The organism is Pantoea sp. S18, assembly GCF_045689705.1.
GTDB classification, from domain to species: Bacteria; Pseudomonadota; Gammaproteobacteria; order Enterobacterales; family Enterobacteriaceae; genus Pantoea; species Pantoea symbiotica.
On record NZ_CP142689.1, the window covers coordinates 514,752 to 536,490 of the forward strand.

The 21,739-nt window shown below is 54.9% G+C and carries 22 protein-coding genes; 17 read left to right on the forward strand and 5 right to left on the reverse strand.

The features are described from left to right. Positions 1-100: 100 nt before the first annotated feature. The 12 genes from VIJ98_RS22200 (at position 101) to VIJ98_RS22255 (ending at position 11,432) form a co-directional block, all read left to right on the forward strand. Entirely contained in the window at positions 101-1,528 is a 1,428-nt protein-coding gene (locus VIJ98_RS22200; RefSeq protein WP_323271804.1) for a M20 family metallopeptidase, read from the forward strand. 17 nt (positions 1,529-1,545) lie between these two features. Further along, positions 1,546-3,138 (forward strand): ABC transporter substrate-binding protein, encoded by a 1,593-nt coding sequence (locus tag VIJ98_RS22205; RefSeq protein ID WP_323271512.1) that lies wholly within the window; start codon positions 1,546-1,548, stop codon positions 3,136-3,138. A 12-nt stretch (positions 3,139-3,150) separates the two neighbouring features. Beyond that, positions 3,151-4,221 carry an ABC transporter permease gene (locus VIJ98_RS22210; RefSeq protein WP_323271513.1) on the forward strand — a complete coding sequence of 357 codons (1,071 nt, stop codon included), beginning with the start codon at positions 3,151-3,153 and terminating at the stop codon, positions 4,219-4,221. Next, positions 4,218-5,153, forward strand: a complete 936-nt coding sequence (locus VIJ98_RS22215) for an ABC transporter permease (protein ID WP_323271514.1) — start codon at positions 4,218-4,220, stop codon at positions 5,151-5,153. Before VIJ98_RS22210 ends, VIJ98_RS22215 begins: the two co-directional genes overlap by 4 nt. Then, a complete protein-coding gene (locus tag VIJ98_RS22220) occupies positions 5,146-6,012 on the forward strand; it encodes an ABC transporter ATP-binding protein (protein WP_154157068.1) in 867 nt (288 codons plus the stop codon). The genes VIJ98_RS22215 and VIJ98_RS22220 overlap by 8 nt, the downstream gene beginning before the upstream one ends. Continuing rightward, the gene (locus VIJ98_RS22225; protein WP_008106788.1) at positions 6,009-6,773 is read left to right on the forward strand and encodes an ABC transporter ATP-binding protein; all 765 of its coding nucleotides are present in this window, start codon (positions 6,009-6,011) and stop codon (positions 6,771-6,773) included. The genes VIJ98_RS22220 and VIJ98_RS22225 overlap by 4 nt, the downstream gene beginning before the upstream one ends. 16 nt (positions 6,774-6,789) lie before the next feature. Further along, positions 6,790-8,076: an MmgE/PrpD family protein gene (locus tag VIJ98_RS22230; RefSeq protein ID WP_154157067.1), complete on the forward strand. Its 1,287-nt coding sequence runs from the start codon at positions 6,790-6,792 to the stop codon at positions 8,074-8,076. 118 nt (positions 8,077-8,194) lie between these two features. After that, positions 8,195-8,890, forward strand: a complete 696-nt coding sequence (locus VIJ98_RS22235; RefSeq protein ID WP_154191213.1) for an antitoxin Xre/MbcA/ParS toxin-binding domain-containing protein — start codon at positions 8,195-8,197, stop codon at positions 8,888-8,890. After that, positions 8,883-9,497, forward strand: coding sequence for an RES family NAD+ phosphorylase (locus tag VIJ98_RS22240; protein WP_323271516.1), 615 nt, complete (start codon positions 8,883-8,885; stop codon positions 9,495-9,497). Before VIJ98_RS22235 ends, VIJ98_RS22240 begins: the two co-directional genes overlap by 8 nt. 89 nt (positions 9,498-9,586) lie before the next feature. Beyond that, entirely contained in the window at positions 9,587-10,297 is a 711-nt protein-coding gene (locus tag VIJ98_RS22245) for an SDR family oxidoreductase (RefSeq protein WP_323271518.1), read from the forward strand. 140 nt (positions 10,298-10,437) lie between these two features. After that, complete coding sequence (locus VIJ98_RS22250) at positions 10,438-10,881, forward strand: hypothetical protein (RefSeq protein WP_256698684.1); 444 nt, start codon at positions 10,438-10,440, stop codon at positions 10,879-10,881. A 5-nt stretch (positions 10,882-10,886) separates the two neighbouring features. Continuing rightward, the gene (locus tag VIJ98_RS22255) at positions 10,887-11,432 is read left to right on the forward strand and encodes an RNA polymerase sigma factor (RefSeq protein ID WP_323271519.1); all 546 of its coding nucleotides are present in this window, start codon (positions 10,887-10,889) and stop codon (positions 11,430-11,432) included. Between the two features lie 28 nt (positions 11,433-11,460). Here the strand turns inward: VIJ98_RS22255 and VIJ98_RS22260 are convergent, their stop codons facing one another. Then, complete coding sequence (locus tag VIJ98_RS22260; protein WP_323271520.1) at positions 11,461-12,372, reverse strand: MBL fold metallo-hydrolase; 912 nt, start codon at positions 12,370-12,372, stop codon at positions 11,461-11,463. A 242-nt stretch (positions 12,373-12,614) separates the two neighbouring features. Here VIJ98_RS22260 and VIJ98_RS22265 point away from each other — a divergent pair, with 242 nt between their 5' ends. From VIJ98_RS22265 to VIJ98_RS22285, 5 genes are all read left to right on the forward strand, one after another. Then, a complete protein-coding gene (locus tag VIJ98_RS22265) occupies positions 12,615-12,944 on the forward strand; it encodes a gamma-glutamylcyclotransferase family protein (RefSeq protein WP_154157060.1) in 330 nt (109 codons plus the stop codon). Between the two features lie 190 nt (positions 12,945-13,134). Continuing rightward, positions 13,135-13,929, forward strand: a complete 795-nt coding sequence (locus VIJ98_RS22270) for an MBL fold metallo-hydrolase (RefSeq protein ID WP_323271522.1) — start codon at positions 13,135-13,137, stop codon at positions 13,927-13,929. Positions 13,930-14,020: 91 nt separating this feature from the next. Then, positions 14,021-14,821: a MetQ/NlpA family ABC transporter substrate-binding protein gene (locus tag VIJ98_RS22275; protein ID WP_154157058.1), complete on the forward strand. Its 801-nt coding sequence runs from the start codon at positions 14,021-14,023 to the stop codon at positions 14,819-14,821. Positions 14,822-15,124: 303 nt separating this feature from the next. Then, positions 15,125-16,993 (forward strand): low affinity potassium transporter Kup, encoded by a 1,869-nt coding sequence (gene kup, locus VIJ98_RS22280; protein ID WP_256699420.1) that lies wholly within the window; start codon positions 15,125-15,127, stop codon positions 16,991-16,993. A gap of 316 nt (positions 16,994-17,309) precedes the next feature. Continuing rightward, positions 17,310-17,615, forward strand: coding sequence for a DUF1471 domain-containing protein (locus tag VIJ98_RS22285; RefSeq protein ID WP_008106813.1), 306 nt, complete (start codon positions 17,310-17,312; stop codon positions 17,613-17,615). A gap of 18 nt (positions 17,616-17,633) precedes the next feature. Here VIJ98_RS22285 and VIJ98_RS22290 read toward each other — a convergent pair whose 3' ends face one another. The 4 genes from VIJ98_RS22290 to leuC are packed head-to-tail and all read right to left on the reverse strand — an operon-like array spanning position 17,634 to position 21,597. Next, positions 17,634-18,596 (reverse strand): LysR substrate-binding domain-containing protein, encoded by a 963-nt coding sequence (locus VIJ98_RS22290; protein ID WP_323271523.1) that lies wholly within the window; start codon positions 18,594-18,596, stop codon positions 17,634-17,636. Between the two features lie 31 nt (positions 18,597-18,627). Continuing rightward, a complete protein-coding gene (locus VIJ98_RS22295; RefSeq protein ID WP_323271524.1) occupies positions 18,628-19,542 on the reverse strand; it encodes an alpha/beta hydrolase in 915 nt (304 codons plus the stop codon). Beyond that, the gene (gene leuD, locus VIJ98_RS22300) at positions 19,539-20,174 is read right to left on the reverse strand and encodes a 3-isopropylmalate dehydratase small subunit (RefSeq protein WP_154157053.1); all 636 of its coding nucleotides are present in this window, start codon (positions 20,172-20,174) and stop codon (positions 19,539-19,541) included. The genes VIJ98_RS22295 and leuD overlap by 4 nt, the downstream gene beginning before the upstream one ends. Position 20,175: 1 nt before the next feature. Further along, positions 20,176-21,597, reverse strand: coding sequence for a 3-isopropylmalate dehydratase large subunit (gene leuC, locus VIJ98_RS22305; RefSeq protein ID WP_154157052.1), 1,422 nt, complete (start codon positions 21,595-21,597; stop codon positions 20,176-20,178). Positions 21,598-21,739: the final 142 nt, after the last annotated feature.

Genomic DNA, 21,739 nt, shown 5'->3' on the forward strand with positions numbered 1-21,739 from the left:
GAATTGCTCATTGGCCTAACGCTGTTGTTTTCCTCCATGCTGCGAGTTCAGAGAGGCTGCCGCCTCTGGCGATACCTGACCAACCAAGCTGAGGACCATGATGGAAAACAAAGCGTTAGTGTGGAAATGGGTGGAGACACATCAAGCGGACTTTTGTGATCTGAGCGATCGCGTTTGGGGCATGCCGGAAATCTGTTATACCGAATATCGCTCGGTGGCGGAGCATACCGCGATGCTGAAACAGCAAGGCTTTCGCGTCACGGAGAACGTGGCTGAGATTCCCACCGCCGTGATGGGCGAAGCCGGTGAAGGTGGGCCGATCATCGCGTTTCTTGGTGAATACGATGCGCTGCCGGGTTTGAGCCAGGCGGCTGGTGTTGCGCACTATTCGCCGCTGCCGGGCAACGGTCATGGCCACGGTTGCGGGCATAACCTACTGGGTTCAGCCGCTATGCTGGCGGCAACGGCGTTGAAAGCCTGGCTGGAAGAAACTGGCGTGCCGGGTCGCGTACGCTATTACGGCTGTCCGGCAGAAGAAGGCGGTGCAGCAAAATCCTTTATGGCACGCGCCGGTGCCTTTGATGGCGTCGATGTCGCTATTACCTGGCATCCGAGCGCGCACCATGAAGTCGCCAAACCGCTGTCATTAGCCAACACGCGTATGGATTTTGCCTTCAGCGGCCGATCGTCACACGCCGCCGCCTCACCGCATCTCGGCCGCAGCGCGCTGGATGCCGCTGAACTGATGAACGTCGGCGTGCAGTTTTTACGTGAACACGTGCCGCAGGATTCGCGCATTCACTACGCTTTTCTTGATGCCGGCGGCGTCGCGCCCAATGTGGTGCAGGCCAAATCCACCGTGCGCTACGCGATTCGTTCGCGCGATGTGCACGCCATGTTTGATCTCAATGAGCGCGTTAAGCGCGTGGCCGCTGGTGCGGCAATGATGACCGATACTCAGGTCGATATCAGCATCATGAGCGCCGTCTCCAATCTGCTCGGCAACCGCCCGCTGGAACAGGCGATGCAGCTCAATCTCGAAGCGCTGGGCCCGGTGCCGTTTGACCAGGCCGACCTCGCCTTTGCCGCCGAAATTCAGGCCACCTTAACGCCCGAAGAGATCGACAACTGCTACCGCAAAACCGGTGTAAAACCCGCCAATCCTAAACCACTCAGCGACTACATCATCCCGTTGGATACTCACGGCGAAGTGATGATCGGCTCCACCGATGTCGGCGATGTCAGTTGGGTGATCCCCACCGTGCAGGCACACGTGCCGACCATGGCAATTGGTACGCCCGGCCACTCATGGCAGCTTACCGCGCAGGGCAAAATGCCAGCGGCGCACAAAGCGCTGGCGCATGTCGCCAAAGTGATGGCAGCGACGGCGGTGGATGTGCTGACCGATAAAATGCTACTGGCGCAGGTGAAAAAAGCGCACTTCGAACAGGTGAGCGAGAAACCGTATCACTGCCCGATCCCTGCGGAGGTTAAGCCGCCGATTCAGCCACGCCCGGACCATCTGTAACCGCTCAGGAGAGAAGCATGACGATGAAAACACTCACTGCCGCCATCGCGCTGGCAGCAGGTTGCTGCGCCGCTTCGCAGGCCGCTACACCGCCCGACTCGCTGGTGATGGCATGGAACATTGACGCCATCAGCACCTGGGATCCGGCACAAATTGGTGAAGTAGTGACCAGCGAGATCTACTCCAATACCTGTGACACGCTGGTGGATTTTCGCGTGAGCGACGAAACTCAGCTCGATCCCGGCATGGCGAAAAGCTGGGACGTTTCTGCCGATCGTAAAACCATCACCTTTCATCTGCAGGATAACCTGAAGTTTGCCGACGGCTCGCCAGCGACAGCAGGCGATTTAGCCTGGTCAATGCAGCGCGTGGTGAAACTCGGATACGGCAACGCCGCCGCCATCAAGGAGTACGGCTTCAGTAAAGAGAATGTCGATAGCCGCATCACCGCGCCGGATGACAAAACGCTGGTGATGAGTTTCGACAAAGCCTATCCCACCAATCTGGTGCTGCAGGCAATCGCCGCCAATAACGTCTCATCGCTGCTGGATCGCAAACTGCTAGAGAAGCAAGCGGTGGACGGCGATCTCGGCCACAAATATCTCTCCACCCACACCGCGTGCGTAGGTCCGTATCAATTGGTGCGCTGGAACGCCGGTGAAGGCGTGGTGCTGCAAGCCTCGCCCAATTACTGGGGCAAAGCGCCGCTGCTGAAACGCATTCTGATCCGTCACGTCGCCGAAACCGGCACACAGCGTTTGCTGGTGACGCAAGGTGATGTGGATATCGCGCGCGATCTGTCAGCCGATGACCTGAAAACGCTGGATGAAGGCGGCAAGGTCAAAGTGGAGAAAGTGCTGAAACCGCAGCTGTTCTTCTGGACCTATAACAATGAAGACCCGATTTTCAAAAATGAAAAAGTGCGTCTGGCGATGCGTTATCTGATCGATTACGACGGCCTCGGCAACAGCGTGATGCCTTATCTCGGCGTGCCGCGCGCCAGCTTTGTGCAGCAAGGTGCCTTTGGCGCGCTGGATGCCAAACAAGGACAACCTTTCCATCTCGATTTAGACAAAGCTAAACAACTGCTGACCGAAGCGGGCTATCCCAACGGTTTTAGCGCCTCGGTGCTGTTTGGCACGCTGCCGCACTCGGCGCCGATCGCCCAAAGCATCCAGCAAAACGCCGCCAAAATTGGCGTGAAGCTCAACCTTGAACGTATGGCAAATGCGCAGCTGTTTAGCCGCGTGCGCGGCCGCGAGTTCCAGAGCGCGATGATGGCGTGGCAAACCTCGGTGCCGGATGCCTACGGCAACGCTTCGCGTCTGGTTTATAACCCGGATAACAGCAAAGAGGCGCGCGCCACGCAGTATCCGAGCTGGCGAGCCGCCTATTTCGATCCGCAGATGAACCAGAAAGTGGAGACCGCGCTGCTGGAGCCGGACGACAGCAAACGCAGCGCGCTGTATGCCGATTTGCAGAAAGAGCAGATGCAGAAAGGCCCGATGGCGATCATGTTCCAGATGTACAACAGCGCGGGCATTAACGCCGTGGTGAAGAACTGGACGTGGAACGGTTTCCGCGTTTGGTACGGTGACGCAAGTAAATAATGGAGGTGGCTGATGTCTCAGGTGATCTCACCGCTCGCACAGAACACACCTTCCGCTGGCTGGCGTCTGTTGCGACGCCTTTCTAAGGGAGTTATTTCGATCGGTTGCACGCTGTTGGGGCTGGCCGCACTCACCTTCTATATTGGCCGTTTGCTGCCGATCGATCCGGTGGTGGCGATCATCGGGGATAACGCCAGCCAGGAAGCGTACGACAAGATGTTCCAGCAGCTCGGCCTCGATCAGCCGCTGTGGCAGCAGTTTGTCGCTTACGTCTGGCAACTGCTGCATCTTGATTTTGGTATCGCACTCACCACCAGCCATCCGGTGGCACAGGATATCGCCCGCGTGTTTCCCGCCACGCTGGAGCTGGCGACGGTGGCGGCGATTATCGGCGTGGGACTGGGCGTACCGGCGGGCGTGCTCTCCGCCATGTATCGCAACACCTGGTTCGATCATCTGATGCGCTTTGTCGGTTTGCTCAGCTACTCCACGCCGCACTTCTGGCTGGGACTGATGGGATTGCTGCTGTTTTACGCCACGCTGGGCTGGATTGGCGGTCCCGGACGCATCGATTTCATCTACGAGTTTGATCTGCATCCGGTGACCGGCTTTTGGCTGATTGATAGTGCGCTAAGCGGCAAATGGGAGGTGTTCCGCAACGTGTTGGGTCACATCATTCTGCCCGCCTCGATTCTGGGTCTCAGCGCTCTCGCCTATATCAGCCGCATGGTGCGCAGCTTCATGCTGGAGCAGCTTTCGCAGGAGTACATCATCACCGCGCGGGTGAAAGGTTTGTCGTGGGCGCGTTGCGTGTGGATACATGCGCTGCGCAACATCGCGGTGCCGACCTTGACCGTGGTTGCACTGTCGTGGGCCTGGCTGCTGGAAGGCGCGGTGCTCACTGAAACGGTGTTCGCCTGGCCCGGATTTGGCCGCTACCTCACCAATGCGCTGCTGGCCGGCGACATGAATGCGGTGGTTGGCTGCACCTTGCTGATTGGTGCCATCTTCGTTGCCCTCAACCTGCTGTGCGATCTGCTCTATCGCCTGTTTGATCCCCGCACGCGTCAGGAGGAACCATGACCGATTCCGTGAATAAATCCCCGGCGCTGCCCGCCTCGCGGAACTTACGCGCCTGGCTGCGCGATCCGGCACCGCAATCGCCGTTGCAGGCGCAAGTGCAGCTGATGTGGATTCAATGGCGCCGCTTTTGCGCCAATCACTCCGCGCTATTTGGTCTGCTGGTGTTGCTGGTGATTATCGCTGCCGCGCTGCTGGCACCATGGATTGCCAGCCACGATATCTACGCACAAAATCTGGCGCTGCGCCTGCAACCCGCCAACGCTGAGCATTGGCTCGGCACGGATGAGCTGGGCCGCGATATCTACAGCCGCCTGCTGTATGGCGCGCGCATCACGCTGTATATCGCCGGGCTGACCGCCTTGATTATTACGCCGCTCGGGCTGCTGGTCGGCACCACCGCCGGTTATCTCGGCGGTTGGGTCGATACCGTTCTGATGCGGCTGGTGGATATTTTTCTCGCCTTTCCCAGCCTGATTCTGGCGCTGGCGTTCGTCGCCGCGCTTGGACCCGGCATCGAGAATGCCATCATCGCGATTTCGCTCTCGTCGTGGCCGCCGATTGCGCGTCTGGCGCGCGCCGAAACACTGGCCATCCGCAAAATGGATTACATCGCTGCCGTGCGCTTACAAGGCGCATCGTCGTGGCACATCATCGTGCGCCATATCGTGCCGATGTGTCTGCCTTCCGTGGTGGTGCGCGTCACGCTCAATATGGCGGCGATTATCCTCACCGCCGCCGGACTTGGTTTTCTTGGCCTCGGCGCACAAGCGCCGAGCCCGGAATGGGGCGCGATGCTGGCTTCCGGGCGTGAATTCATGCTTAACAACGGCTGGGTTGCCGCCATTCCCGGTTTAGCCATCCTGTTCACCAGCCTCGCCTTCAACCTGCTGGGTGATGGCCTGCGCGACGTAATGGATATTCGCCATGACTAATTCCCTGCTTCAGGTCAAGAACCTGAATATCGTATTCCGCAGCGCGCACGGCGAACAGCATGCGGTGCGCGACGTCAGCTTTCAGGTCGGTCGTGAAAAAGTGGCGATCGTCGGCGAATCGGGCTCAGGCAAGTCACAAACCTGCCGCGCGTTGCTCAAGCTGACGCCGAAAATCGGCCACGTCAGCGCCGATCAGATGCAGTTTGGCGATATCGACCTGCTCAGCTGCAGCGAAAAACAGATGCGCGCTATTCGCGGCGATCGCATCTCAATGATCCTGCAGGATCCTCGCTTCTCACTGAACCCGCTGATGCGCATCGGCGATCAGGTGGCGGAAGCCTGGCGGCTGCATCGTCGCGTCAGCAAAGGCGAAGCACGACTGCGGGCGCTGGCGATGCTGGAATCGGTGCATATTCGCGATGTCGAGAGCGTCGCGCAGCGCTATCCGCATGAAATCTCCGGCGGCATGGGGCAGCGCGTGATGATTGCCATGATGCTGATCCCGGAGCCGGATTTGATCATTGCCGATGAACCGACGTCGGCGCTGGATGTAACGGTGCGCCAACAGGTGTTGAGCATTCTCAACGAGCAACTGGCGCGCCGCCAAACCGGGCTGCTGTTTATCAGCCACGACCTCAATCTTGTGTCGCGCTTCTGTGACCGCGTGTTGGTGATGTACGCCGGGCGCATCGTCGAAGAGATCCGCGCCGACCGCCTTGAACAGGCGCAACATCCCTATACGCAAGCGCTGTTAGCCAGCCAGCCGCGTTTGCATCAGCCGGTTGAGATGCTGCGCGTGCCGCTACGTGAAGCCAGCTGGCTTAACGGTCCCTGCTACCGCGATGGAGTGGCGCTATGAATATGATCCCAACGGCAGAACGCAGCATTGAACTGGTCGATCTCACCATCGCTTTCGGCAGCGGAACGCGTCGTCGTCAGGTGGTGGATGGCGTGAGTTTTACGCTGGCGCACGGCGAAAGTTACGGCCTGATTGGTGAATCCGGCTGCGGCAAATCGACAATTTTGCGCGCGCTGGCTGGCCTCAATCACGATTATCACGGCCATATTCTGTTCAATAACCGCGAGCAGCAGCCCCAGCGCGATAAAGCTTTTTATCGCCAGGTGCAGATGGTGTTTCAGGATCCGTATGCCTCACTGCATCCGCGCAAAATGGTGTGGGCCAGCCTGCGTGAACCGCTCAAGCTGCACGGATTGGATCGCCATGAAGCGCGCATCAGCGAGGTATTGCACGCGGTGGGACTTTCCGATGCCTTCCGTTATCGCTATCCGCATCAGCTCTCTGGCGGACAGCGGCAACGCGTGGCGATTGCGCGCGCGTTGATTCTTGAGCCCTCGGTGCTGCTGCTGGATGAACCGACGTCGGCGCTGGATGTGTCGGTGCAAGCGGAGATCCTCAACTTACTCAGCAACATGCGCCGCCAGCGTGGGCTGACCTATCTGATGGTGACGCACGATTTAGCCGTAGTTACGCATCTGTGCAGCCGTATTGGCATCATGCATCACGGCAAACTGCTGGAAGAGCTGAGCGCCGACAACGTGCGGCAAGGGTTGACGCAGGAAAACTACACGCGTGAGTTTCTCGCGGCCAGCGAGGCCTGACTTTGAGGATTCGTTCATGACACTTATTGAAACGCTGGCGCAGTGGTGCGCCACGCCGCCCGCCTTCTCGACTCGTGCACGCCAGCTAGCCTGCGATGCTATTGCCGATACGCTTGGCTGCATGGTCGCGGGACGCAGTGATTTCTCAACCCGCGCGGTGCTGCAAGCCTGGCCCGAACAGCCACGCACCCGCTCACTGGATGCGCTGTTTAACGCCACCGCCGCGCACGCCATCGATTATGACGACAACTTTGCGCCCGGCATGAGTCACGCCTCGGCGGTGCTGGTGCCCGCACTGCTAGCGGTGGCGCAACAATGCGACGGTGCGCAGCTTATCCGCGCTTACCTGATTGGCCTGCAGGCACAGGCCTTTGTGGGCGAGTCGATTGGCTATCAGCACTACACCGCCGGCTGGCACGGCACATCCACCGTCGGCTGCATCGGCAGCGCGACTGGCGTTGCGGCGTTGCTGGGCATGGATGCGGCGGGCATTGCGCGCGCACTCAGCATCGCGGTGAGTCTCGCCAGCGGTGTGAAAGGACAGTTCGGCACGCCGCTCAAACCCTTTCATGCCGGAATGGCCGCACGTAACGCCGTCGATGCCGCGCTGCTGGCGCAAACTGGCATGCAAGGCCGCGCTGATATCATTGAATGCGCGCAGGGTTTTGCTGAGTTGTACGCTGGGAAACTCAGTGTTTCCGCGTTGCCTGGTGAAAATGAACACGTTATCGAGCGCATCGGCGTGATGCCGAAAAAGCATCCGTGCTGCGGTTCAACGCATCGTATTCTCGACGCCATTGCCGATTTGCAGCAGCGCCAGACGCTATCACTGGACGATATCGAAAGCGTGCATTGTCAGGTGGGCATCGCCAACTGGCGCAACCTCGCCTACACGCAGCCGCAGGACGAAATGCAGGCGCGCTTCTCGATGCAATATTGTGTGGCGATGATGCTGGAAAAAGGGGCGCTGAGCGTCACTGACTTTACCGCGCAAAGCGTGCGGGCGCAGACGGATAACGCGCTGATGGCAAGTATCAGCATGTCGCCGTGGACGGCAGAACAGGAAGCGGAAAGCCGCGATTTACCGCACATTCTCACATTGCGCTTTAAAGATGGCCGCGAAGTAGTGCATTCACGTCGACATGCGCGCGGTGCGCACGATGAACCTTTTAGCGCAGCGGAGCGCGAGGCGAAATTTCATGACTGCTGTGCGGATTTGCCTAACGCTGGGAATATCTATCAGCAACTGATGCAGCTCGAACAACAACCGGATTTGGGGTTTTTGTGTGATTTGATGGTCTGAATGGCAGCGCTTTACGGATTTGAAAGTGATAATGGTGATATTCGTGATATGTGTTATATTTACGCGACATAATTCTTTTTCATCTCGAATATCATCATTATCACTTCCGGAGGGCGCCATGAAAACTCGCACAACCGCAGTACAGGATTATCGCCGATTCACACTCTTCTCCGTAGATGACGTGATGAACACCGCGCCTGCTGAAGCGGTCGCGCTGGAAGACATTCCACATGATGAAGCCAGTGAATATCTGCTGGTACGTTTACCACGTAATAGCGTGTTGCCCGAGTTGATCATTGCAGTTGAAAGCGCTGTCGCCACTTTAGCGGGTATCAAAGCACGAGCAACAGTCAGTGAAGAACCTGCGGTCAGCGTCGCGAGTGAGCGAGAGAAAGAAACTTTCGCCGATCGTAACTATCGTCGCCTGGAAGCGCTGCGCCGCAAAGTATTTAATGAAGGTCAATGGCTAACGGCCAAAGAACTCAGCGCGTTGCGTGGTGATGCGGCGGCAAAAAGTAATCCTGCGGCACAAGCCAATCGCTGGAAAAAGGCGGGAAAAATCTTTGCTGTCACCGAAGCGGGCCGGGACTGGTTCCCTTCATGGGCTTTAGATGAAGGCGGACAGCCTTTGCCGGTGATGAAATCGATTCTCGCGCTCTTCGGGGAGAGTAAATCACCCTGGGCAATCGCCTTTTGGTTCCATGCTCCTAATAGCTGGCTCGGCGGCGCGCGCCCAATGGATCTTTTGGCTCGACGCCCAACGGATGTAGTGAAAGCTGCCCAGGCTGAAGCGGAAGGACCTATCAATGGCTGATGAGGCCTTACTGAGGCCAACAATTTGGCCTGCGGGTTGTCATTTTGATCGCCTACATGCGAAGCAATTTGGTGCGGCTGAATTTAATCCCGGTTTTGGTCAGGCTCGTTTCAGCCCGCTGATCCTGCGAAATGGTCGCAGTGTGCCCACTCTGTATGCGGGCGAGAATGTCGCGGTAGCATTGATGGAAACGTTGCTAAGGGATTTACCCTTGAAATGCACCGGCCATCCTATCGAGTTGCGTAAGCTTGAATCAGTAATGCATAGCCGTTTGCTTCCGCGAGAGCCGCTGTTACTGCTTGATCTCAATCCACGCAGCTTAAAACGGCTGGGGATTACAACAACGCTTTTACTCAGCTCAATGGCCGACCAATATTCAACAACGCAACGCTGGGCGGCCCGGCTTTATGAAGCCAATCCTGATGCCCAAGGATTGAGTTGGGCTTCACGTCAGCACGGCGGTAAAGCATTGATGCTGTTTGGTGACCGCATAAACCTTCATTCCCTGGTGCCTGCGACATTATCCCTGCCAGCATTGCAGTCACAACCTTTGCTAACGGCGCTGGAAGATTTGGCAGATGAAATGGCGCTGGTGTTAATTGACTAAGTTCTTAGCCAGCAATTCATAGTCACTTTAGGCATTTGCCTGCGGCTGTCCTTTTCCTTAGCTTGAAATCATCAACAGGAGAGGAACTTATGACAGCATCAGCATTACCGGTGGCGATTGTCACCGGCGGCAACAGCGGTATTGGACTGGAAACCGTGAAGTTATTGGCAGCGGATCATCAGGTTTACGCCATTGGGCGTAATCAGCAAACTTTGCAGGCTTTAGAACAGGTCACCAACGTGATTCCCGTTGCGCTGGATATCACGGATTTTGCCGCTTTGGCCGCGTTCACTGCCATGCTGGATCGGGTTGACGTGCTGGTGCATTCGGCAGCGATCTCAATACTCAGCACCACCTTCTCCGCCACGCCAGAACTGTGGCAACAGCACCTGAATATTAACGTCATCGCGCCTGCTGAACTCACGCGTTTAACCTTGCCAGCCCTGCGCGCCTCGCAGGGCAAAGTGGTGTTTATCAACTCCGGTTCGGGGACGCTAGCGTTAGCAGGACACGTTATTTACTCCGCCTCGAAATTTGCTCTCACCGCGCTGGCGCATGCGCTGCGTAGCGAAGAGAGCGAACATGGCGTGCGGGTCGCGACAGTCGCGCCAGGCCCAACCGATACGCCGATGAACCAAGCCTCGCGTGCCCGCGCGGGCAACCATGCGCCGATCAATCCGCTGGAATATCTCGATGCAGCTTCAGTGGCACGCGCCGTACGCTTTATCGTGGATAGTCCGGAAGATACGCAAATTGCAGATATTGTAATTAGACCACGGAGGGATAAAGCAAAACGCTGATTCTTCGACAAATAGTCTGCAATTCGAGGCTGCCATCCGGCAGCCTTTTTCTTTTTTTAAATTTTTTAGCAATATTCTCACCGCTCATTCGTCTACCTCATCACCAGCAGTTATCCGTTAATCTAATGAGGAATAAAACAATGAGAGATTTTGATATGCACAGACACGGTCATCGTGATCATTTTGGCGGCCATCGCCTGGCGAAGCCGCTGCTGATGGGCGCGGTAATTATCGCCGCACTGGGCTTGTTGGTGATGTCGCTGTGGAATGCGTTGCTGCCCGGCATCATCGGTGTGAAAAGCATCGGCTTCTGGCAGGCGCTGGGTTTGCTGGCGTTGTGCCGCATCTTGTTTGGCGGTTTGGGATTCCGTCCGGGGATGTTTGGTATGGCGCGTCGCCGCATGCATGAACGTTGGATGCAGATGACGCCGGAACAGCGCGAAGAGTTTATGCAGCATCGACGCAATCGCTTTGGTCATCGTGGCCACCGCGATCGTTGCGACTGGCATGGTCGGCGTGATGAGCGAGGCGAAGCGCGTCCACAACCGGAGAATAACCCGCCTAAATCCAGCGACGCCGAGTAAGCGCGATGCCGCAGAATTCACTGCTGATGTCGGCAATCACCGCCTGTCGCACCAAGCTAAATGCATTTATTCGCGGACGAACCGCAGTGCGTGAAGATGCCGACGATATCTTGCAGGAAGTCACTTATAAGCTGATGCAAGTGGAGCAGCCGGTGGAGAATGTCGCCGCCTGGCTGTTCCGGGCGGCACGCAATGAAATGACCGATCGGGCACGAAAAAAGCGTGAGCTGCCGCTGGCCGATTTTTTTGGCGGCAATGAAGAGAATGATTTCCCGGAAGATGAGCTGGCTGAAACCTTATTTGGCGTGCCACAAACGCCGGAGGATGAATATCTCAAAACGCTGCTGTGGGAAGAACTGGATGCAGCGTTAGCCGAATTACCGGACGCGCAGCGTGAGGTGTTCGAGAAAACCGAACTACTCGGCTACAGCTATAACGAGTTGGCTGAAGAGAGCGACAGCAGCGTGCAGACGTTATTATCGCGCAAGCACAAAGCGGTTTTATTTCTTCGCACGCGACTGCGCAACCTGTATGACGAAATAACCGGATAACCCGATTGCCTGGCAATCGGGCCTCTTTTTACCACCACGGTTTCTCTTGCTGCGGCTGTAAAAATTGCACGCCCTGCCCGATTTGCGGCACCGACACATTAATTTGCTGTTCCTGCGCCAGCGCCACGATTTGATTAAGCGGATCGTTCCATTGATGAAACGCTAAATCGAAAGCGGCATTGTGAATCGGGAACAGCCATTTCGCGTTGAGATCGATAAAGGCTTTGATGGTGTCTTGCGGCAACATATGAATATCGGCCCAGCGCCGGTCATACGCGCCGTTTTCCAAAAAGGCCATGTCGAATGGGCCAAATTTATTGCCGATCTGTTTGAAACCATCGAAATAACCAGAATCCCCGCCAAAGAACAGACGGAAATCATCGCTGATAATGCTCCATGAGCACCACAAACGTTTATTGCTGTCGAAGATTCCACGGCCAGAAAAGTGCTGCGATGGCGTCGCAACAAAATGAATACCGCCAATATTCTCTGATTCCCACCAATCCAGCTGAGTAATTTTTTCCTGCGCAACGCCCCACGACATCAGCAAATCGCCCACACCAAGCGGCGTCAGGAAATAACGCACACGATCTTTGAGCTGCAAAATGGTGTGATAATCCAGATGATCGTAATGATCATGCGAAAGAATGATCCCTTCGATAGGCGGCAGATCTTCTAGCGCTATCGGCGCGGGCTGAAAGCGTTTGGGACCAAACCACTTAAACGGCGACGCGCGCTGGGTAAATACCGGATCGGTCAGCCAATATTTCCCCTGCATTTTAAACAGCAATGACGAGTGACCAAGGCGAAATACGCTGTTATCCGCCGCCGCTGCAAGCTGCTGCGCGTCAAGTTGTATTAACGGCAGCGCAGCTTCAGGAGCGGTGTTTTTCGGTTTATTAAAGGCAAAATCCCTGAATAGTTTGGCGAATTCAGTCAATCCTAACTGCTGGCGTGGGATCTTATTGTTAAACCTTTTGCCATCAAACTGAGCGGATTGCGGGTAGCTTTTTATATTGCAGCGAGAAATGCTCGAACTATTCAACATTGATCTTTTACCTCTCATCGCGGGTCCTTCAGAATAGCCACTTTTAAGGCATCGCACATCGCATATTGGGCGATTAATGACATCGTCATCGCCGATAGGTAAAGTCACCCTTTTGCTTGATTTTATGAGGGAAAATGAAACGTTTATTTGTCTACGGCACGCTGCAGCCAGGCCACTCGAATGCGCATATTCTGGAAAACATCGGCGGAGAATGGCTGGCGGGATCGGTTTGCGGCACCTTCTATGAACGCGGCTGGGGCGCAGCAGCAGATTTCCCCGGCATTGTGTTGCAGGACAACGGCCCGCGCGTACCGGGTTATCTGTTTATGTCTGACATGCTTGAACCCCATTGGCCGATGCTCGATGAGTTTGAAGATGGCTACGATCGGGTGGAAGTTGATGTCACTACCAGCAATGGCGAGCTGGTCACGGCGTGGATTTATCAGTTGCAGCCGCAACTTTAGCTTCACAGCCCGATTTCGTAGGTGCGCATTCATGCGCACCTGGTCACCATAAATGGCGACCCTACGAAATTCCCACTTTCCTCTTACACCCCAAATGCGGTGCAACGCCCTTAATACAATCGATGGTGATCTGCGCACGTACTGATTTCGGCTTCTAGAATGAATCTCAAATAGACGAGAGGAATTCATCATGATCAAAATCTGCACGGCATGCGGCACATCGTACGATGAACAGCAAAGTAGGATCGAACACTGCAAAATCTGTGAAGACGAGCGGCAATTTGTGCCTGCCAGCGGACAAAAATGGATTTCACTGAATAGCCTGCAATCCACGCACTGCAATAAATGGCAGCAGCATGCTGCCAACTTATTTAGCCTGCAAACCGTACCCAACTTCGCCATTAATCAACGCGCATTTCTGCTGCAAACGCCGCACGGCAATATTCTGTGGGATTGCATCGCTAATTTCGATGATGCCACTAAGGCGATTGTCACCGCGCTCGGCGGTGTTCACGCCATCGCTATTTCGCATCCGCACTACTACAGCACCATGCAGGTTTGGGCGGCGGCGTTCGATGCACCAATTTATCTGCACGCTGACGATAGTGAATGGATTGTGCGTGATAGCCCGCATATCTCGCTCTGGCAACACGACGAGCTGGAAATTGTGCCGAATGTGAAGTTGATTCGTCTCGGCGGACATTTTGCCGGCGGATGTGTATTGCATTGGGCGCAGGATGGTGGCGTGTTGCTGAGCGGCGATATTGTGCAAGTTACGCCGGGCGCTAATGCGGTGTCATTTATGTGGAGCTATCCGAATATGCTGCCGTTATCAGTTACTGCGGTGAGCGATATTACTCGTCGTCTGGCGGCGCTGAAATTTGCGCGGCTTTATGGCGCATTTGAACAGCGGGAAATTCTCGCTGATGCGCAGCAGATCGTGATGCAGTCGGGCGAGAAATATATTGCCTGCTTAAACGCCTGAACGAATAGTAAGCAAACGCGCCGCAGATGGATGTACAGACGTCTAAACATCCATTATAGTCCGTTCCCTACGTTAAGAGGGGATCTGCGCAATGAAGAAAATTTTACTTACGACTCTGTTGGCTGCTTCCGTGGCGCTGCTGAGTGGCTGCAACAAAGACGATGAAAATCAAATCAAAGTGGCCATTAATACCGGACCGGATCAGGCATTGTGGGAAACCGTGAAGCAAGTTGCGCATGACAAATATCAGCTGGATGTCGATGTGGTGGCCTTCAATGATTACGTACAGCCGAATGAAGCGCTGTTCAACAAAGATGTCGATGCCAACGCCTTCCAGAGCCTGCCTTATCTGGAGATGCAATCCAAAGAGCGCGGCTACCACTTTGCCGTGGTCACCAACACCTTTGTGTTCCCGATTGCGGGTTACTCGCGCAAGATTAAATCGTTGAAAGAGCTGCCGGATGGCGCGACCGTGACCATCTCCAACGAAGCCACCACGCTCGGCCGCAGCCTGCTGCTGTTGCAGGCGCAAGGCTTAATCAAAGTGAAACCGGAAGCGGGCCTGCTGCCAACCACGCTGGATATCACCGATAATCCGAAGAAGCTGAAAATTGTTGAGGTGGATACGCCGCAGCTGGCGCGTACGCTGGACGATCCGCAGGTGTATATTTCGATCATCAACAACAACTTCGCCGCGCTGGTTAATCTCTCCGCTTCGCGTGACGGCATGTTTATGGAAGGCAAAGCCTCGCCTTACGTGAATGCGATTGTGGCGCGTGAAGATAATAAAGACAGCCCTAACGTGCAGAAGCTGAAACAGGCTTTCCAGTCGCAGGAAGTGCTGGATAAGGCTAATGAGATCTACAAAGGCGATATTATTAAAGGCTGGTAATTTACGGTTTAATTAAGCCTATGTATGCCGGTGCGCTTAAATGCGCACCCGCCAAACCACCGTAGGGTCGCCATTCATGGCGACCGATTTTCCGCTTAACTGACAACATCCATCCTTCCGCGACTTCCCGCGTTAATCAGCTAAGCTCAGTTCATAAAATAAGCGCCGTATAAAAATGGTGTAAAAATATCGGTCATTGGCGTAAAAATGCTGTACGTAAATTCGCCTGCCACTGTTCGCATCGGTCGCAAACAGGTATGTTCGCCCTCATTAGCCTCAACCCTGATAAACCACAGGAAATCTATGAGTCAGAGTGAAAAACAGTCCTTGCCTGCTGGCATGCTGGCGGCCGCAGGGATCGTGTTTGGGGATATCGGTACCAGCCCGCTGTATACCCTCAAAGAGTGTCTCTCCATTTTGCCTAACGGCGCGATCTCCACCACCGCAGTGATGGGATTTTTATCGCTGATTTTCTGGGCGCTGACGCTGATTGTGACGCTGAAATATGTCTGCTTCGTAATGCGCGCCGATCATGATGGCGAAGGCGGCGTGTTAACGCTGATGTCGCTGGCGCGCCAGCATGTCGGACCCAAAGCGTCGCATATCATTGTGTTAGCAGGCTTAATTGGTGGCGCGTTTTTCTATGGCGATGGCGTGATCACTCCGGCGATTTCGGTGCTGTCGGCAATTGAAGGTATCGAAGTGGTATCGCCAGAGCTGGATAAATATGTAGTGCCGCTGGCGGTAGCGATCCTCACGCTGCTGTTCATCATTCAAAAACACGGCACCGAAAAGGTCAGTAAAGTGTTCGGCCCGGTGATGTTTGTCTGGTTTGTGTCGATTGCCCTGCTAGGTATTCGCGGCATCTTGCTCAATCCTGAGGTGCTGTATGCACTCAACCCTTCGTATGCGCTGACGTTCTTACTCAGCCACAAAGCGTTGTCGTTTGCCGCGCTCGGCATGGTGGTGCTGGCGGTGACCGGTGCGGAAGCGCTGTACGCCGATATGGGACATCTGGGCAAAGCGCCAATTCGCATGGCGTGGCTGGTGATCGCCATGCCCGCATTAGTGCTCAACTACTTTGGTCAGGGCGCGCTGGTGATTGCCGATGCGCAGGCCATCAATAACCCGTTCTTTAATCTCGCGCCGGGCTGGGGACAGATTCCGCTGATTGTGCTGTCAACGCTGGCGACGGTGATTGCGGCGCAATCGGTGATTAGCGGCGTGTATACGCTGACGCATCAGGCGATTCGTCAGGGATTCCTGCCGCCGATGCGCGTCATTTTCACTTCGCATACCGAATCCGGCCAGATCTATATTCCGGTGGTGAACTGGCTGCTGTTTGTCGCAGTAACGGTGATTGTGCTGGCGTTCCGTCAATCTTCTGCACTCTCTTCCGCGTACGGCATTGTGGTGACCGGCACCATGGTGATTACCGCTTGTCTGGCGGGTGTGGTGGCACTGCGTAACTGGAAGTGGCCGCTGCCGGTGGCGCTGGTTTTCCTGCTGTGTATGTTAAGCATTGATGTGCCGCTGTTCAGCGCCAACTTGATGAAGCTGCTCTCCGGCGGTTGGGTGCCGGTGTTACTGGCGCTGAGCATGATGGGATTGATGCTGATTTGGAGCAGCGAGCGTAATCGCCTGATCCGCAAATTGAATAACGATCCCGAAAGCCTGCAGGCGCTGGTGCGATCGCTGGAAACCAATCCGCCAAGCCGTGTGCCTGGCACCGCAATCTTCCTCTCACGTAAAGAGCATGAGATTCCGCAGGCGCTGCTGCATAACCTCAAACACAACCGCGTGCTGCATAAACGTGTGGTGCTGCTGCATATCCGCACCACCGATATCCCGCGCGTCTACAACCAGAAGCGCCTGAGCATCACCCAGTTGTCGCCGTCGTTCTGGCAAGTAACCGCCGCTTACGGCTGGCGCGAGACGCCATCAATGGCGGAGATCCTGCATCTGTGCGGGCTGGAAGGACTTGGTTGTACCGTCAATGAAGCCTCGTTCTTCACCTCGCACGACACGTTGGTGATGAAGAAGAGAAAAGGTTTGATGCGGGTTAAAGGCGGTATTTTCCATTTCTGCCAGCGCAACGCACAGCGCGCGCATGAGCAATTTAATATCCCGCCAAATCGGGTCATCGAGCTGGGCGGGCAGCGCGAGTTTTGATCGGTCGCCATGAATGGCGACCCTACAAAATCCCGCGAAATAACCGTAGGGTCGCCATTCATGGCGGCTTTATTTTTTTCCGCCAAATGTAACCAGATGCAAAAATAGTCGCGTAAGTTTGAATGAGTTGTGGCTGAATCTTTCTTAACATCTAATTAGCAATTAAAGCTAAAACGCTTAACCTGAAAAGGTGTTTATTAACTTCACCGGCAATGAGCACCTGTCGTGAACATTTAGGGTTTAAGCGCATTATCAACAATTGAAAGATTCGTAGCTGCGGCCAATGGTTCAGCTACTATTTGCGAGGAGTATCGCCATGAAACAATTAATTAATGACGTAATATCTATTTTCACACCGCAATCTGTTAAACCGGTTTTAATTCGCGCTGATTTAACCCATCGCGAACTTTCATCAATTCACCCAGTAGGATTTACTTCCGTAAGCTGGGCGACCTCAATGGAAGAGCTGAATGACGCCTTTGTGAAGAAAGCCGTTGCTGCCGGCGCGGTGGGTTATCACATCACCGAAGTGGAATCACACGAACCGGCGCACGATGGTCAACATATCATGGCCGCCACAGCCACTCTTTATCATATCAATAGCAAAGTGGCTTATGGCTAATGTTTAATTTATTGGAATTTACAGCCTGCCCTTCATCATCGGCAGGCTTTTTTCTGCAAAATATTCAGCGAGAAAATCAATAAACACTTTAATGCGCGGCGATTCAGAAGCGCGTTGCGTGTAAACCGCCCAAACATTCGCTTCCTGATACCACTGCGGTAAAACGTGCACCAATTGGTTTTCACTTAAATAAGGTGCGACATCCCAGGCAGATCGCAACGCAATGCCGTGCGACTTTAAAGCCCAGTTTAAAATCACTTTCCCACTATTCGATGAATAATGGCTATTCAGGCGACAGACGATTTTATTCTCGCCATCGGTTAACGTCCAATGCCCAAAAGTGTTGTTATTTTCATTAATAATAAGACAGCTGTGATCGATTAAATCATCCAGCGTCTCCAGCGGACGCGATCGGGCTAAATAATCTGCTGAAGCGCAAAGAATACGCCGATTGGCGGCTAATTTTCGCGCAATGTAGGAATGATTAACATCATCGCCAACGCGAATATCCACATCGGTTCCTGATTGCAATAAATCAATATCACGATCGCTGAGCATCAGTTTGATATTCAGTGAAGGATGGCGCGTCATAAATTCTGCAATCGCATCGGACAAATAATCCTGACCAAAACCAAATGAACAGGCCACGGTAAGATCGCCGGTCAGTTCGCCGCGCCACTGCTGGAAATTATTGAGGAAGGAATCCATCTCGTGCACCACCTGCAGCGCGCCTTCCAGCGCCTTTTCACCTTCTGGCGTCAGGCGCATCACGCGGTTGGTGCGGAAAAACAGCCGGGTTTCCAGCTGCTTTTCAAGGATGGCAATACGCTTGCTGATATAGGATGGCGACTGGCCGAGCTCAATGGCGGCGCGGCCAAAACCTTCGTAGCGCGCCACGCTGATAAATACATACAGATCTTCAACCGACGGCCAGCCCTCAAGCGGCTTCTGATAACTTTTCCCGGCAAGCAGTATCTTCATAACCATCACAGCGTTAGAGAAATTTAGCCGGTTATAACACAGAATCCAGGAAGGGCTGAAGCTGGCTTAAAAACAGGTCGGGCACTTCCTCATGCGGTGAATGACCGCAAGGTAATGCGTGGCCTAGAATATGGCGCGCTTTATCCTGCCAGGTTTCCACCACGTTATATAACTGGCCGACCGTGCCCTTTTCTCCCCATAACAGCAGCAGCGGCGCTTCAATGCGTTTATCGCTGTCCTGCGCATCATCGTCTAAATCAATTGTCGCCGCGGCACGATAATCCTCGCACACCGCGTGAATCATCTCTTTCTTTTGATAACAGCGCAGGTAATCGTTGAATATTACCTCTTCGGTGGCGCCCGGCGTTTTTAATTGCCCATCAATGTGTTTGCGCAGGAATAACGCTGGATCGTGGCCGATCATAGTTTCCGGTAATGGATAAGGTTGAATCAAAAAGAACCACCAAAAATAGCGCGTGGCAAATGCTTTATTGGTTAACGCATACATGGTGGCGGTTGGCGCAATATCGACAAACACGCAGCAGGAAAGTTTTTCCGGATGATCGAGCGCCAGCCGATGACCTACGCGCGCACCGCGATCGTGACCAACAAACGCTACGCGCTCCAGGCCTAATGCGTCGATCAGCAGGCTAATATCGTCTGCCATCACGCGTTTCGAGTAAGCACGATGCGTCTCATCACTTACCGGCTTGTCGCTGTCGCCGTAACCGCGCAGATCCGGCAGGATCACGCGATATTTCTGCGCCAGCTGCGGCGCAATTTTGCGCCACGCCAGATGATTTTGCGGATGTCCGTGCAGCATCAGTAAAGGCGGGCCTTCGCCACCGATGGCGACGCGCAGCGTCACGCCATTCGCCAATCGCACATCACTCAGCGTAAAGCCGTCGATAAAGGGGGAATCACCGCGTGGCGTAATATCACTCATGCTTGGGCATCCTGTACTATTGGGCCGCGTTTCAGCCACGGACGCTGGGCAAAATGCTGCGCTTCAAACTGAGTGATATCGGATTCGTACTGCAACGTCCAGTCCACCGCGCTGCCGCCGCCCAATAACATCTCACGCTTCAAGGCACTGACCGAAAAGGCAATGCGTTGATTATTGAAGAGGATCGCCTGTTGTTCCAGCGACACGGTAATGCGGTTGTTTGCGGCATCGTTCGCCACTTCACACAGGCGCTGATAATCCTCTTCGCTTAACGTCAGCGTCAAAACACCATTACGCTGGCAGTTATCGTCAAAGATGCCGGCAAAGCTGGTGCCGATAATGGCGCGGATGCCGAGCTGATTGAGTCCCCAAACCGCATGTTCGCGGCTGGAACCACAGCCGAAATTGGCACCGACCAGTAAGAAGGCAGCGTTTTCCCAGCCGGGCTGATTCAGAATGAAATCGGGATTCGGGCTGCCGTCAGGCAGAAAGCGCAGGTCGAAGAACACGCCGCGATCCAAATCCTGGCGATCGATGCCTTTGAGAAACTGCTTGGGCATGATCACATCAGTATCAATATTGGCAGCCGGTAATGGCGCGAGCGTGCCAGTAATGTTGTTAAATGCTTCCATATTAAACCTCTGCAGTCATGAATTTACGGACATCAACCAGATGACCGGCAATCGCGGCGGCGGCGACCATCGCCGGGCTCATTAAGTGCGTGCGCGCACCTGCGCCCTGGCGGCCAGGGAAGTTGCGGTTGGTGCCAGACGCACAGCGATCGCCGGGCGCTAACACATCTTCGTTCATCGCCAGGCACATCGAGCAGCCCGATTGACGCCATTCGAAACCGGCGTTAACAAAAATCGCAGCTAAACCTTCCGCTTCTGCCTGCTGACGCACCTGCGTCGATCCCGGCACGATAATGCCGCGTACGTGCGGCGCGATTTTGTGTCCGTCGATAATCGCGGCGGCGGCGCGCAGATCCTCAATGCGGCCGTTGGTGCAGGAACCAATAAAGGCATGCGTGATGGCGATTTCCGCTAACGGCGTGCCGGGCTCAAGTCCCATATATTTCAGTGCACTGCGCAGCGTCTGCTGTTTTACCGCATCTTTTTCCTGCGCCGGATCGGGCACGCGGCCAGTGATAGCGCTGGCCTGATCCGGGCTGATGCCCCAGGTCACTTTCGGTTCGAGATCGCTGCAATCGATGGCGATGCGGCTGTCAAAGCGCGCGTCAGCATCGCTACGCAAATCGCGCCACTCCGCAACGGCCTGCTGCCACAGCTCGCCGGTCGGCATTTGCGGTTTACCGGCGATGTAGGCAAACACTTTTTCATCCGGCGCGATAATCGCACCGCGCGCACCGGCTTCCACCGCCATGTTGCACAGCGTCATGCGCCCTTCCATGCTCAGCGCTTCGATGGCAACACCCGCAAATTCAATGGCAAATCCGGTCGCGCCCGATGCGCCAATCTGTTCGATCAGCGCCATGATGATGTCCTTCGCCGAACACCCAAACGGCAGCTCGCCGCTTACCGTCACCAGCATGGTTTTCAGCGTGCGATAAATCAGGGTTTGCGTCGCCAGCAGATGCTCGATTTCCGAGGTGCCGATACCGAACCCGAGCGCGCCAAACGCGCCGTAAGTGGTGGTATGACTGTCGCCTGCCGCAATTACCATGCCGGGCATTACCAAACCTTGCTCGTGCGCCACCACGTGTTCAATGCCCTGGCGCGGGTCCAGTACATCAAACAGTTCGATACCAAAATGCGCGGCGTTCTGGCGGAAGTAATCGACTTGTAACTGCCCGCCCGCGTCGGTCATCGCCTCATCGCGCTCGGGTCGCGTCGGGTTGACGTGATCGACATTCAGCAGAATGGTGCCCGGATTGCGCACCGGACGCTGGTGATCGCGCAGGCCGCTGAATGCCTGCGGGCTGGTGTATTCATTCAGAATCGAACGATCGATGTAGAGCAGCACATGCCCTTCATCGTCTAACTTACGAACCACATGCTGATCGATCAATTTTTCATACAGTGTTTTGTTAGTCATGCCGTTGCCCACGCGAAAGTAAAACAAGTCATTAGAGACGTTAGGGTAATACAGTTTGTATCCGGGCAATGAACACGCTTCGTGAAGTGATGTTTTATGGAATGTGCAGCGAAGGATACGTGAGTTTCATTTGACCTAAGTC

Coding starts and splice junctions, on each gene's coding strand:
- VIJ98_RS22200 (WP_323271804.1), top strand. CDS start 101: ATGGAAAACAAAGCGTTAGTGTGGAAATGGGTGGAGACACATCAAGCG.
- VIJ98_RS22205 (WP_323271512.1), top strand. CDS start 1,546: ATGACGATGAAAACACTCACTGCCGCCATCGCGCTGGCAGCAGGTTGC.
- VIJ98_RS22210 (WP_323271513.1), top strand. CDS start 3,151: ATGTCTCAGGTGATCTCACCGCTCGCACAGAACACACCTTCCGCTGGC.
- VIJ98_RS22215 (WP_323271514.1), top strand. CDS start 4,218: ATGACCGATTCCGTGAATAAATCCCCGGCGCTGCCCGCCTCGCGGAAC.
- VIJ98_RS22220 (WP_154157068.1), top strand. CDS start 5,146: ATGACTAATTCCCTGCTTCAGGTCAAGAACCTGAATATCGTATTCCGC.
- VIJ98_RS22225 (WP_008106788.1), top strand. CDS start 6,009: ATGAATATGATCCCAACGGCAGAACGCAGCATTGAACTGGTCGATCTC.
- VIJ98_RS22230 (WP_154157067.1), top strand. CDS start 6,790: ATGACACTTATTGAAACGCTGGCGCAGTGGTGCGCCACGCCGCCCGCC.
- VIJ98_RS22235 (WP_154191213.1), top strand. CDS start 8,195: ATGAAAACTCGCACAACCGCAGTACAGGATTATCGCCGATTCACACTC.
- VIJ98_RS22240 (WP_323271516.1), top strand. CDS start 8,883: ATGGCTGATGAGGCCTTACTGAGGCCAACAATTTGGCCTGCGGGTTGT.
- VIJ98_RS22245 (WP_323271518.1), top strand. CDS start 9,587: ATGACAGCATCAGCATTACCGGTGGCGATTGTCACCGGCGGCAACAGC.
- VIJ98_RS22250 (WP_256698684.1), top strand. CDS start 10,438: ATGAGAGATTTTGATATGCACAGACACGGTCATCGTGATCATTTTGGC.
- VIJ98_RS22255 (WP_323271519.1), top strand. CDS start 10,887: ATGCCGCAGAATTCACTGCTGATGTCGGCAATCACCGCCTGTCGCACC.
- VIJ98_RS22265 (WP_154157060.1), top strand. CDS start 12,615: ATGAAACGTTTATTTGTCTACGGCACGCTGCAGCCAGGCCACTCGAAT.
- VIJ98_RS22270 (WP_323271522.1), top strand. CDS start 13,135: ATGATCAAAATCTGCACGGCATGCGGCACATCGTACGATGAACAGCAA.
- VIJ98_RS22275 (WP_154157058.1), top strand. CDS start 14,021: ATGAAGAAAATTTTACTTACGACTCTGTTGGCTGCTTCCGTGGCGCTG.
- kup (WP_256699420.1), top strand. CDS start 15,125: ATGAGTCAGAGTGAAAAACAGTCCTTGCCTGCTGGCATGCTGGCGGCC.
- VIJ98_RS22285 (WP_008106813.1), top strand. CDS start 17,310: ATGAAACAATTAATTAATGACGTAATATCTATTTTCACACCGCAATCT.
- VIJ98_RS22290 (WP_323271523.1), bottom strand. CDS start 18,596: ATGAAGATACTGCTTGCCGGGAAAAGTTATCAGAAGCCGCTTGAGGGC.
- VIJ98_RS22295 (WP_323271524.1), bottom strand. CDS start 19,542: ATGAGTGATATTACGCCACGCGGTGATTCCCCCTTTATCGACGGCTTT.
- leuD (WP_154157053.1), bottom strand. CDS start 20,174: ATGGAAGCATTTAACAACATTACTGGCACGCTCGCGCCATTACCGGCT.
- leuC (WP_154157052.1), bottom strand. CDS start 21,597: ATGACTAACAAAACACTGTATGAAAAATTGATCGATCAGCATGTGGTT.